The following is a 12,274-nucleotide window of genomic DNA, read 5'->3' on the forward strand; positions in this document are numbered from 1 at the left end:
TGTTCTTGTCCCTCCCCCTGCCGGCGCTGCTATTCGGCGGCGCGCGCCAGTTCGCTGCGGCGGCCCTGCATCACATCGGCCGCGGCGGCGATCGCCTTGACGATGTTGTGGTAGCCCGTGCAGCGGCAGATATTGCCCTCGAGCCCCTCGCGGATCTCCTGCTCGGTCAGGCCGTTCGGGTGCTTGTTCACCAGGTCGATGGCCGACATCACCATGCCCGGCGTGCAGAAGCCGCATTGCAGCGCGTGGTACTCGCGGAAGGCCTCCTGCATCGGGTGCAGCGTGCCGTCGGCCTTGGCCAGCCCCTCGATCGTGGTGACGTCGGCGCCCTCGCACTGCACGGCCAGGATGGTGCAGGCCTTGATGCTGTCGCCGCCCATATGGACTACGCAGGCGCCGCACTGGCTGGTGTCGCAGCCGACATGCGTGCCGGTGAGGCGCAGCTGCTCCCGCAGCAATTCGACGAGCAGCGTGCGCGCCTCGACCTCGACCGTGTGCTTCGTGCCGTTCACCGTCAGCGTGACCTGCGGCATCGCGCCTCTCCCCCGAATCCCATTGGCGCCCCGGATGTGGGGGCGCCGTTTCGCGTGGGAAGCCTCGCCCTGCCTCGCGCGGCCGTCAAGCCGAGGGTGGGGGGGCGCCGCTCAGGCGGCGCGTGCCTCGCGCCGCCGCCCTGTCAGCCCCAGCCCGGCGAGGCCGAGGCCGAGCAGGGCGAGGCTTGCGGGCTCCGGCACCGCGGCGAGGAAGCCGCGGATCTCGCCGCCCGGGGCGAAGGAGGAATGCACGTTCACATAGGCCGTGCCGGCACGCATGCCCGCGAGCAGCGCAGCCTCCGCATCCAGCGGCGTGCCGACCCCCAGGAACCCCGCCGTGTAGGTCACCGCCAGGTCCGTGGCGACGGTGTGGTCATAGCTGCCCGCGGTGACGCCCGCGGGGAAGCCCGGCAGGGTGCCCGGCGTCACCGCGACGCCGACGGTGCCGCTGCCGGGCGTCGCGGTGCAGCAATGGATATGCGCGACCGTGGTGGCGCCGGTGAGGCCTGCGAACGCGACCTCGATGCGCAGCGTATTGGCGACCGGGTCGAGCGAGACGCGGGCGCTGCCCACGCCGCTGGACCCCGCCACCTCCGGTGCGAGAGGCGTGCTGAAGACCAGCAATCCCGCCCGCGCCGCGCCCGGCAAGGCCAGGGCGGCGGCCAGCACCGCGGCTGGAAGAAGGTGGCGCATGCGTCTCTCCCTCGGCATCCTGCGCAGGCAAGATTCTGTCGCAGAACGCTTCGGATTGCCAAGGTTGCATGGTTGCCTCACGCGCTGGTGAAGCGCGGTGCTACTCCGCCGCGGCCTTCACCCCCGCTTCCCGCGCGCGGGTTCGCAGCGTGACGAACTCCTCCGCGGCGGTCGGATGGATGCCGATGGTGCGGTCGAAATCCTGCTTCGTCGCGCCCATGACCACCGCGATGCCGATGCCCTGCATGATCTCGGCCGCGTCCTCGCCCAGCATATGCGCGCCAAGCACCTGCTGCGTCGCCTGATCCACCACAAGCTTCATTACGGTCTTGCGGCCTTCGCGCTTGCTGATCGTATGGCGCATCGGGGTGAAGCGCGTCAGGTAGATGTCCACCGGCCCGCCGGCCGCCGCCTCGGCCTCCGTCAGCCCGACCGTGGCGATGGGCGGCGAGGTGAAGACGGCGGAGGGCACGTTCGCATAGCTCGCCTTGCGCGGCTTGCCGCCGAACAGCGTATCGGCCAGCGCATGCCCGACGGCGGTGGCCATCGGCGTAAGGTTCACGCGGTGGATCACGTCGCCGATGGCGTAGATGTGCTTCGCGCTGGTGGCGTGGTCGTCATCCACGACGATGGCGCCATTCGCGTCGGTCGCGACGCCGGCGGCTTCCAGCCCAAGGCCCTGGGTGTAGGGCAGGCGCCCGGTGCAGAAGAACACCGCGTCCACCTCCCGCACGAAATTGGTGGACAGGCCGAGCAGATACTCGTCGCCGGCGCGGGTGATGCGCGTCGGCGCGACATCCTGGTTCAGCCTGATGCCCTGCGCGGTCAGTGCCTCGGCCAGCGCGGCGCGGATGTCCTCGTCGAAGCCGCGCAGCGGTAGGGAGGCGCGGTAGACCAGGTCCACCTCCGCGCCCAGGCCCCGCAGCAGGCAGGCGAACTCCACCGCGATGTAGCCCGAGCCGAGCACGGCGACACGCTTCGGCATTTGCTTCAGCGTGAACAGGTCGTCCGAGATCAGGCCCAGCTCCGCGCCGGGGATGGGCAGGCGCTGCGGCTGGCCGCCGGTGGCGATGACGATGCGCTCCGCCGTCACGCGCTGCTCGCCGACCTGGATGGTGTGCGGATCGAGCAGCGTCGCGCGGGCGTCGAAGGTGGTGGCGCCGGCGCCCTTCAGCAGCTTGTCGTAGATGGCGGACAGCCGCGTGACCTCGGCGTCGCGCGCGGCGGCCAGCTTCGCCCAGTCATGCCCGTGCTTCGTGACATGCCAGCCGAAAGCGGCGGCATCCTCCGCCCACATGCCGTATTCGGCGGCGTTGACCATGATCTTCTTCGGCACGCAGCCGACATTGACGCAGGTGCCGCCCCAGAAGCGCTCCTCCGCAATGCCGACGCGCGCACCGTGGCTGGCCGCGACGCGGCCGCAGCGCACGCCGCCGGATCCGCCGCCGATGACGAAAAGGTCGAAATCATAGGCCATGAAGGGCGGCTCCCGATCCTGCGGCCGGGAATGTGGCGCCGCCCGCGCGCCGTGCCAACCGGGCGGCGGCGTGGGCGGCTGATTCACCGCTCCGGCGCTTCCGCCTTCGCGGATCAGACGCTAGCCGCGCTTCACGTTCCAGAAGGTGTGCACCGAACCGTGCAGCGCGCCCGTCAGGTCGCGGCGGATCGCGCCGTCAGAGAAGGTGCGGCCGAGTGGGATTGTCGGCACCGCCTCCATCGCGCGACGCTGCGCCGCGAGGAACAGTGCATCCGCCTCCGTGGGGTCGGTGGCCGCGAGCCAGCGCGTCACGAGCTCCTCCGTCTCGGCATCCTTGAACCAGCCCCACCAGCCGGTGTCGCCGAGGCCGCGCGTGGTGGCGTTGGTGGCGGGATTGTCGATGGAGATCGCCGGCCAGTTGGTGCAGGCCAGGCTCCAGCCGCCGCGATCCACCGGGTTCTTGGAGACGCGCCGCTGCACCACCGTGCCCCAGTCCAGGTCCTGCAGGTCCACATTCATCCCGATGCGCCGCAGCAGGTCCGCCACCAGCAGGCTGTGCGCGTTGATGGAGGCGATGTCGGTGGGGTTCAGGATCACCACCTTTTCGCCGGCATAGCCCGCATCCGCCAGCGCGCGCCGCGCCGCGGCGGCATCCAGCGTGCCCATCACGCCCTTGCCCACTTCGGTCACGCCGGGCATGCCGCAGGGGAACATCGAAAGGCAGGTCTCGCCATCTTCCGGCCGCGCCGTGATGGCCTGCACGAAGGGCGTCTGGTCCAGCGCCTTCAGCAGCGCCTGGCGCACCGCGACCTTGTCGAAGGGCGGCTGCAGATGGTTGAAGCGCAGCACAGCCATGACGCCGAAGGGGTCCACGCGGAACAGCTGCACGTTGCGGTTCCGTGCCACGGCCTGGGCCAGTTCCGGCAGCACGGAGGCGACCCAGTCCACCTCGCCCGCCTGGATGGCCGCGGCGGCGGTGGCGGGGTCGGGGATCACCTGCCATTCCAGCCGGTCGAAATTCACCACCTTGCCGCCGGAGGTCCAGGCCGGCGCCTCGGAGCGCGGCACGTAGTCGGCAAACTTCTCGTACACCATGCGCGCGCCGGAGACGTATTCGTCGCGCTTGAAGCGGAAGGGGCCGGAGCCGATCATCTCCGTCACCTGCGTGGTCGGGCTCGTCTTCGCCAGGCGCTCCGGCATGATCATCGCGGGCGAGGAATGCGGCTTGCCGATGGCGTGCAGCAGGCGGCCGAAGGGGCGCTTCAGCTTGATGACGATGGTCTTGTCGTCCCTGAAGCCGAAGCTTTCCGTCGCGGCGCCAAGCGCCTGGCCGAAGCTGTCGCGCTTCGACCAGCGTTCCAGGCTGGCGGCGCAGTCGCGCGCCCGCACCGGCTCGCCATCGTGGAACTTCAAGCCATCGCGCAGCGTGATCTCCCAGGTCAGGCCGTCGGCGGAGACGCTGTGGCCGGCGGCCATCTGCGGCACGGGCTGCAGGTTGGCATCCATGCCGTAGAGCGTGTCGAAGACGCAGTAGCCATGCGTGATGGAGACGGCCGCGGGGGTGAAGACGGGATCGAGCACCGTGAGATTGGAACTCGGCACGTAGCGCAGGATTCGCGCGCGCTGCGCGATGGCGGGCGCGGCCAGGAACGGCGATGCGGCCGTGGCGGCCATGAGGGTCCTGCGGCGGATCATGCTTGTGTCCTTCCCATCCGGCGGCTTGTTGTGGATCAGACGCTGTCCGGCAGCCTTTCCGGCACGTCCCTGTCGTCGGCTGGCCAGTACGGCCGGCGCCGGTGCTGCCACGCCACGTCCTGCAGGCGCAGCGGCGTGCCACCCTGCCCGTGCAGCGCGATGAAGTCCACGCCCGGGCCGAGCAGCTTGCGGAAATTCATCAACTGCTTGAATGAGGCGATCTTGCAGGCGCCGATGTCGATCCCGCAGGCGGCGTAGTGCTCGTCGAGGTGTTCGTAAACGGCGTGGCTCGCGACGAGGATTCGCAAGCCGCCGACGCGCAGCACGGCGCTCGGGCCGAGGCGGCCGGTGGCGCCGGCGACCGGGCCGCCGCGGTAGACGAAGTTGCCGTCGCAGAGCCGCTCGACGCGCGCGGTCACGCGCACGGGCTTGAACCAGCGCGTGTCCTGCCAGGCGCCGATCTCGAATTCTGCTTCCGCTCCGACGCCGAGCTTTTCGGCGTGCCGCACCGCCGCAGGGTCCACGATGGCCAGCGCCGCGGGCACATCCGGCGCGTGCGAAAGAATCGCGGCGAGCAGCGCGGGCGCGTCGCCGGATGCGCCGCCGCCAATGGAATCCGGCGTGTCGATGATCAGCACGCGGCCTTCCATGCGCAAAGCCGCTTTCACCGCCTCCTCCGGCGTCATCGCCAGCAATTCGAAGTCGCGGCGACGGGCATACATCGCGTCCAGGATGTCCTGCGCGACGGCCTCGGCGCCGGCGGGATCGCCATCGGTCACGGCCAGGCCGGTGATGCCGACGTCTTCCATGTCCAGCCAGGGCTGCACCGGGAAGTAGCTGACCGACAGCGCGCGCCCGGCGCGCTCCATCGCGCGCGCCTCCGCCGCCACCTTGGCCATCGGCGCATCGCCGAGCGTCGCGCCGCCCAGCACCGGCACGATCGCGTTGTATTTGCGGATGCGCGTGACGGGCCGGATCTCGCCACGCATGGCGCGCACCAGCAGCCCCGCGGCGCAGGCGCCGGTACGGTAGGCGTCGACATGCGGATAGGTCTCGTAGCCCACCACGATGTTGGCCGCGGCGACCATGCGCGGCGTGACATGCGCGTGCAGGTCGAGGCTGACCGCAATGGGGATCGCCGGCCCGATGCGCGCGCGCAGCGCGGCGAGCACCGCGCCCTCGGGGTCCTTCTCCTCAGCGCAGATCATCGCGCCATGCAGCGCAAGATAGACGCCATCGAGCGGCAGCGCGGCTGCGATGCCCTCCACGATGCGGTGCAGCGCCTCCCCGAGGAAGGAATCCTCGATATGCCCGCCGGCGCCGCCCTTCGCGGCGAAGATCGGCACGACCTTCACGCCCGCCTCGCGCAGCGCTTTGATGCCACCGGTCAGTGCGAGGTCCTTGCCCTCCGCGGCCTGCAGCACGGCGGCGCCCTCGTGCAGGCCCATGCGCGCGAAATCGGCGCGGGTGGTGACGCGGAGCGAGAGGGAATTGCCCTCGAATTCGAAGCTGGCGACGGCGGCGCGCATGTCAGGGCAGCCCGATGCCGCGAGCCGTCGCATCGCGGAGATGGTGAGCGTCGGTCATAGAGGTCCCTGCCTGCAAGGGGGGCGCGGCCCCCACCCCGACCCTCCCCCGCACCGCGGGGGAGGGAGAATAAGATCAGGCGCCGATCCCACCCAGCGCCAGGTACTTGATCTCGAGATAATCCTCGATCCCGTACTTCGACCCCTCGCGCCCGAGGCCGCTTTCCTTCACGCCGCCGAAGGGCGCGACCTCGGTCGAGATGATGCCCTCGTTGATGCCGATGATGCCGCTCTCCAGCGCCTCGGCCACGCGGAAGATCCGCCCCACGTCGCGGGCGTAGAAATAGGCGGCCAGGCCGAATTCGGAATCATTCGCCAGCTTCACCGCCTCCTCCTCCGTCTTGAAGCGGAACAGCGGCGCGACGGGCCCGAACGTCTCCTCGCGGAACACCAGCGCATCCGGCGGCACGTTCACCAGCAGCGTCGGCTCGAAAAAGTTGCCGCCTCTGGCGTGGCGCTTGCCGCCGGTGATGACCTTCGCGCCCTTCGACGTCGCGTCGGCGATGTGCTCCTCCACCTTTGCGACCGCGTCGGCGTTGATCAGCGGACCCTGCGTGACGCCGGGCTCCATGCCGTTGCCGACCTTCAGCGCCTCCACCGCCTCCTTCAGCTTCTGGGCAAAGGCGTCGTAGACGCCGTCCTGCACCAGGATGCGGTTGGCGCAGACGCAGGTCTGGCCGGTGTTGCGATACTTGCTCGCCATCGCGCCCTGCACGGCGGCGTCGAGATCCGCGTCGTCGAAGACGATGAAGGGCGCATTGCCGCCGAGCTCCATCGACGTCTTCTTGATGGTCTTGGCGCACTGCTCCAGCAGCTTGCGCCCGACCTCGGTCGAACCCGTGAAGGAGAACTTGCGGACGAGCGGGTTGGAGGTCAGCTCGCCGCCGGTCTCACCGGACGGCCCGGTGATGATGTTGCACACGCCCGGCGGCATGCCCGCGCGCTCCGCCAGGACGCCGATCGCCAGCGCGGAGAACGGCGTCTGCGAGGCCGGGCGGATCACGCCGGTGCAGCCCGCGGCCCAGCCAGGCCCGGCCTTGCGCGTGATCATGGCGGCCGGGAAATTCCACGGCGTGATGGCGGCAAAGACGCCGATCGGCTCCTTCAGCACCAGGATGCGGCGGCCCTTGGCGTTCTGCGGGATGGTGTCGCCATAGATGCGCTTGCCCTCTTCCGCGAACCACTCGATGAAGCTGGCGGCATAGGCGATCTCGCCCTTGCTCTCGGCCAGCGGCTTACCCTGCTCCGCGGTCATGATCGCGGCGAGGTCGTCGGTGTTCGCCAGCATCAGGTCGTTCAGCTTGCGCAGGATCGCCGCACGCTCCTTCGCCAACATCGCGCGCCAGCCGGCGAAGGCGGCCTGCGCGGCCTCGATGGCGCGGCGTGTCTCGGCGGCGGACATGGCGGGCACATGGCCGATCACCTCACCCGTCGCGGGGTTCCTCACGGCGGTCGTCTTGCCGCTCTCGGCCTGCACCCACTTCCCGCCGATCAGGTTGGCCTGGCGGAACAGCTCGGCATCCTTCAGCGGCAGTTTTCCGACATTGTCCAGCATGGCGGCCTTCCTTCCCTTCGGTCGGGGGAAGATAGGCGCCCCGCCAGGGCCTGTCAGCCGCCCGCGATTGACCGGATGGTGCGCTCTCCATAGCGTGCGCCCGCCACATGGGAGGGAACGATGCCGCGCCGCATCGTGGACATCAGCGTCGCCTTGCAGGCCGACATCGCCTCCGATCCGCCGCATGCGCTGCCGCGCATCGAATACCTCGATCATCACGCCACGGCGCCGGGCATCGCCGCCTATATGGGAGTGCCTGTCTCCGCCCTGCCGGAAGGCGAGTATGCGGCCGTGGAGCGCTGCGCGATCAGCACGCATAACGGCACGCATCTCGACGCGCCCTATCACTACTTCTCGCGCATGAATGAGCGGCTGAAGCCTGGCGGCGAACCTTCGATGCGCATCGACGAGGTGCCGCTCGACTGGTGCTTCCGGCCCGGGGTGAAGCTCGATTTCCGGCACTTCGAGGACGGGTACATCGTCCAGCCCGGGGATGTGGAGGCCGAGCTTGCGCGGATCGGCCACGAACTCCAGCCGCTCGAGATCGTCGTGGTGAACACGCGCGCCGGCAGCCGCTATGGCCAGGACGACTACGTCGATGCCGGCTGCGGCATGGGCAAGGCGGCAACGCTCTGGCTGCTGGAACGCGGCATCCGCGTGGTCGGCACCGATGGCTGGTCCTGGGACGCGCCCTTCAGCCACACGAAGCGCCGGCTGGAGCAGGGCGGCGATCCTGCGCTGATCTGGGAAGGCCATCGCGCAGGGCGGGAGATCGGCTACTGCCACCTGGAGAAGCTCAGCAACCTCGAGACGTTGCCGGCCAGCGGATTCACCGTGGCCTGCTTCCCCGTGAAGGTGCATCGCGGCTCCGCCGGCTGGACCCGCGCCGTCGCGATCATCGAGGAATGAGAGGATACCCCATGTTCCGTCGCACGCTCGCCCTGGCCGCGGCGCTGACGCTCGCCGCGCTGCCGGCCTTCGCCTGGCCCGACCGTCCGATCACCATCATCAACCCCTACGCCACCGGCAGCAGCACCGATGCCGTGGCGCGGGCGCTGGCCGAGGCCTTCACGCCGATGCTTGGCCAGAACGTGGTGGTGACCAGCCGCGCCGGCGCCTCCGGCACCGTCGGCATGCGCGCGCTGGCCGGCGCCGCGCCGGATGGGCACACGCTGGCCTATTCGCCGCTGGTGCCGCTGGTGGTGATGCCGCACCTGCTGCGCGACACCGGCCTCGGCCCCGATGCGGTGGCGCCGGTCTGCAACGTCACGGAGAACATCCTGGGCATCATGGTGCGCGCCGACAGTCCGATACAGGACCTGTCGGGGCTGGTGGCGGAAGCGAAGCGGCGCAACCTTTCCTACGGCTCGCCCGGCCCCAATTCGGCGCCCTTCCTTGGCGTGCACCGCATGCAGGTCGCCGCCGGCGGGCAATACACGCATGTGCCCTATCGCGGCGATGCGGCGAGCCTGACGGAGGTGCTGGCGGGACGCCTCGATTTCGCGGCGATCGTCGTCGCCTCCGGCGTGCCGATGGCGCGCTCCGGCCAGACGCGGCTGATCGCCACCTTCTCCGAGCGCCGCCACCCAGCCTTCCCCGATGTGAAGACCGCGCGGGAGCAGGGGATCGAGGCGCTGCAGCCAAGCTATGCCGCGCTGTTCGCCACGCGCGGCACGCCGGATGCGGTGCTGGACCGACTCGAGACCGCCTGCCGCGAGGCGATGGCGACGCCGGGCTTCGCGCGCATTGCGGATAACTGGGGCGTGGTGCCGGACTATCGCCCGCGCGCCGAACTCGCGCGCCGCCTCGCCGCGGAATACGAGGCGACCGGCAAGGTGCTGCGCGAACTGGGCGTGCAGCCGGAATGAGGACTACTTCCGCGGCTTGGGCTTCACGCCGCGGCCGTGCTTGTTCACCTGGCGGCCGCGGCCGATTGCCATGGCGTCGTCCGGCACCTCTTCCGTGATCACGCTGCCGGCGCCTGTGATGGCGCGCGCGCCCACCTTCACCGGCGCGACCAGGGCGGTGTCGCTGCCGATGAAGGCGCCCTCCCCGATCACCGTGCGGTGCTTGTTCACGCCGTCATAGTTGCAGGTGATGGTGCCGGCGCCGATGTTGGCACGCGCGCCGATCTCGGCATCGCCCAGATAGGTCAGGTGGTTGGCCTTCGCGCCTTCGCCCAGCACGGCGGCCTTCAGTTCCACGAAGTTGCCGACATGCGCGGCAGGCCCGACCACCGTGCCGGGGCGCAGCCGCGCGAAGGGGCCGATCACCGCGCCGTGCCGCACGACGCAGCCTTCCAGATGGCTGAAGGGGCGGATCTCGACCTCGTCCTCCACCGTGACACCGGGGCCGAAGACCACGTTGGGGCCCACCGTCACGTCGCGGCCGAGCACCGTGTCGTAGCTGAAGGAAACGCTCTCCGGCTGGATCAGCGTCGCGCCATTGTCCATCGCGACGCGGCGCAGCCCGCGCTGCACCTCGGCCTCGGCCTCGGCGAGCTCGGCGCGGGAATTGATGCCGCGCAGCTCGGCCTCGGGCGCCTCCACCGCCACCACGCGCACCCCCTCGGCGGCGGCGATCGCGACCACGTCGGTCAGGTAGTATTCGCCCTGGCGGTTGTCGTTCCGCACCTGGCGCAGCCAGCGCAGCAGGTCGGCCGCATCGGCGCAGACCACGCCGGCGTTGCAGAGGCCGATCGCGCGCTGCTCCGCCGTCGCATCGGCATACTCGACGATGCGCGTCACGGCACCGCTTCCATCGGTCAGGACGCGGCCATATTTCGCTGGGTCGGCCGGGCGCATGGCCAGCAGGGCCAGCCCCGCCTCGGCCCGCGCCTCGCGCAGGCGGCGCATCGTGGCGGCAGAGATCAGCGCGTTGTCGGCATAGAGCACCGCGACATCGCCCGCGAATCCCTCGAGCAAGGGCATGGCCTGCAGCGCGGCATGGCCGGTGCCGAGCCTCTCCCGCTGCACCACGGTCGGATGCGGCGCGGCGGCCTTCTCCAGGCCGGGCATGTCCGGCCCGACCACGACCACCGCGCGGTCAAAGGCCTGTTCCACCGCGGCCAGCAGGTGGCGGACCATCGGCCGGCCGGCGATCGGGTGAAGCGTCTTCGGCAGGGCGGACTTCATCCGCGTGCCCTGGCCCGCGGCCAGCAGGATGGCGGCAGCTTGCATGACAGCCCGCGTAACCGTCCGCCGCCCGCGCCGCAAGCGCCCCCCGCTTGCCCGACCGCCCCGCCCGGCCTATCGCGCAAGTGATGACACGCCTCGCCGTCTTCGACCTGGACGGGACGCTGGTGGACAGCGCCCCGGACATCCACGCCGCCCTCGATCGCCTGATGGCCGCGCGCGGCCTGCCCGGCTTCACCCGCGCCGAGGTCACGGCGATGATCGGCGACGGCGTCCGTGCGCTCGTCACCCGCGCGCTGGCGGCCCGCGGCCAGCCCTTCGAGGAGGCGGCGCTGGACGCCTTCATGGCCGACTACGAAGCCAATGCCGCCGTCGAGACCCGCCTGTTCCCCGGCGTGGCGGAGGCGCTTCAGGCGCTCACCGCCGATGGCTGGCGCATCGCCATCTGCACCAACAAGCCCGCAGCGGCGGCGCGCGAACTGCTGGACGCGCTCGGCCTGCTGGACCGCGTGGCCGCGCTCGGCGCCGGCGACAGCTTCCCGGTCCGCAAGCCCGATCCCGGGCACCTGCACGCCACCATCGCCGCGGCTGGCGGCGCGCAGCGAGGCGCGGTGATGATCGGCGACCACCGCAACGACGTGGCAGCGGCGCGGGGCGCCGGCATTCCCGTGGTCTTCGTCGGCTGGGGCTACGGTCCCCTGGCCATGGCGGAGGGCGCGCCGGTGGTGGCGCGGCCCGAGGCGCTACCGGGTGAGCTCCGCGCGGCGCTCGACGGGTTCCGCGCCTAGCAGCACCGCGGTGACGGTGCCGAACCAGCGCGTCGGGATGTCCACGCGCACCGGGATCTGCGGCGCGCCGGCATAGGGGGAGGCCACCCAGGCGGTGCCGCGCTGCGGCTCCTCCTGGCGCGCACGGTCCTCGTCGCGGCGGAATCCGGCAACCAGGCGGCCCTCATAGCCGCAGCGCAGCGCGTCGCCATGCCAGGCATTCCGCCACGGCAGGATGCGCTCCCGCCCCTCGCTGCGAGTTTCGATCTCGCTGCGGCGGCGGCCATCGAAGACCGGGGCGGTCAGGTCGCAGCGCCCGGTGCGCCCGACCTGGCGCGTGAGCGCCGCGAAGGCCGAGAGCACATCCATCGTGCCGCGCTTCAGCGCCTCCGGCACCGGCTCGCGGTCGTCCGAGGCGCCGTCGGGCACCAGGTCCACCACCCGCGGCTCCCGGTTCGTCCAGTCCAGGACGATCCGCCTGAGACGGCCGCGCCAGGTGCCTTCCGAGACGAAGGCGGAAGGCGCCGGCGCCTGCGCCGTGAAGGCGCCCTGGGCGCGGGAGACATGCTCGGCCGGGACCAGCAGCGCGGCGAGGCCACGGGTGCGGAACGCGGTCTCGATGCGGTAGGCGGTCTCGCTGAGGTCGAAGCGGGCTTCGAGTTCCAGCAGCGTTGCGCCGAGGGCGTGAACCTCGTAGCGGGCGCGCACGGTCTGCGCGGCGGCAGCGCCGGGCAGCAGCAGCGCGATCAGGGCGAGGGCGGCGGTGCGGCGCATGATCGCCGCCATATCGGGCGTGCGCGGCGCGGCACAAGGCCGGCTTGACACTCCGGGCCG

11 protein-coding genes are annotated in these 12,274 nt (G+C 70.9%); 3 read left to right on the forward strand and 8 right to left on the reverse strand.

Annotated elements, in window-relative coordinates:
• Positions 1-29: 29 nt before the first annotated feature.
• The 6 genes from E4T13_RS08220 to gabD all read right to left on the reverse strand — a co-directional run bounded on the left by E4T13_RS08220 (position 30) and on the right by gabD (position 7,539).
• Positions 30-533, reverse strand: a complete 504-nt coding sequence (locus E4T13_RS08220; protein ID WP_137177811.1) for a (2Fe-2S)-binding protein — start codon at positions 531-533, stop codon at positions 30-32.
• A 111-nt stretch (positions 534-644) separates the two neighbouring features.
• Positions 645-1,226: a CHRD domain-containing protein gene (locus E4T13_RS08225; protein ID WP_137177812.1), complete on the reverse strand. Its 582-nt coding sequence runs from the start codon at positions 1,224-1,226 to the stop codon at positions 645-647.
• Positions 1,227-1,326: 100 nt separating this feature from the next.
• Positions 1,327-2,703: a glutathione-disulfide reductase gene (gorA, locus tag E4T13_RS08230; RefSeq protein WP_137177813.1), complete on the reverse strand. Its 1,377-nt coding sequence runs from the start codon at positions 2,701-2,703 to the stop codon at positions 1,327-1,329.
• 120 nt (positions 2,704-2,823) lie between these two features.
• A complete protein-coding gene (locus tag E4T13_RS08235) occupies positions 2,824-4,398 on the reverse strand; it encodes an ABC transporter substrate-binding protein (protein ID WP_240791041.1) in 1,575 nt (524 codons plus the stop codon).
• 35 nt (positions 4,399-4,433) lie between these two features.
• Positions 4,434-5,927, reverse strand: a complete 1,494-nt coding sequence (locus E4T13_RS08240; RefSeq protein ID WP_170984879.1) for a M81 family metallopeptidase — start codon at positions 5,925-5,927, stop codon at positions 4,434-4,436.
• A gap of 133 nt (positions 5,928-6,060) precedes the next feature.
• Positions 6,061-7,539 carry an NADP-dependent succinate-semialdehyde dehydrogenase gene (gabD, locus tag E4T13_RS08245; RefSeq protein ID WP_137177815.1) on the reverse strand — a complete coding sequence of 493 codons (1,479 nt, stop codon included), beginning with the start codon at positions 7,537-7,539 and terminating at the stop codon, positions 6,061-6,063.
• A 120-nt stretch (positions 7,540-7,659) separates the two neighbouring features.
• Between gabD and E4T13_RS08250 the strand changes: the two genes are divergently transcribed.
• A complete protein-coding gene (locus E4T13_RS08250) occupies positions 7,660-8,448 on the forward strand; it encodes a cyclase family protein (protein ID WP_137177816.1) in 789 nt (262 codons plus the stop codon).
• A gap of 11 nt (positions 8,449-8,459) precedes the next feature.
• Entirely contained in the window at positions 8,460-9,407 is a 948-nt protein-coding gene (locus E4T13_RS08255; protein WP_170984880.1) for a tripartite tricarboxylate transporter substrate binding protein, read from the forward strand.
• A 3-nt stretch (positions 9,408-9,410) separates the two neighbouring features.
• On the opposite strand, the gene glmU is transcribed toward E4T13_RS08255, so the two are convergent.
• Positions 9,411-10,718, reverse strand: a complete 1,308-nt coding sequence (gene glmU, locus E4T13_RS08260; protein WP_137177818.1) for a bifunctional UDP-N-acetylglucosamine diphosphorylase/glucosamine-1-phosphate N-acetyltransferase GlmU — start codon at positions 10,716-10,718, stop codon at positions 9,411-9,413.
• A gap of 83 nt (positions 10,719-10,801) precedes the next feature.
• On the opposite strand from glmU, the gene gph reads away from it, so the two are divergent.
• The gene (gene gph, locus E4T13_RS08265) at positions 10,802-11,461 is read left to right on the forward strand and encodes a phosphoglycolate phosphatase (RefSeq protein WP_137177819.1); all 660 of its coding nucleotides are present in this window, start codon (positions 10,802-10,804) and stop codon (positions 11,459-11,461) included.
• On the opposite strand, the gene E4T13_RS08270 is transcribed toward gph, so the two are convergent.
• Complete coding sequence (locus E4T13_RS08270) at positions 11,417-12,214, reverse strand: DUF3108 domain-containing protein (protein ID WP_170984881.1); 798 nt, start codon at positions 12,212-12,214, stop codon at positions 11,417-11,419. The two genes, gph and E4T13_RS08270, sit on opposite strands and share 45 nt — an antisense overlap.
• Between the last annotated feature and the right edge of the window lie 60 nt (positions 12,215-12,274).

Origin of the sequence: Roseomonas sp. AR75, assembly GCF_005222815.1 — a bacterium.
GTDB lineage: Bacteria > Pseudomonadota > Alphaproteobacteria > Acetobacterales > Acetobacteraceae > Falsiroseomonas.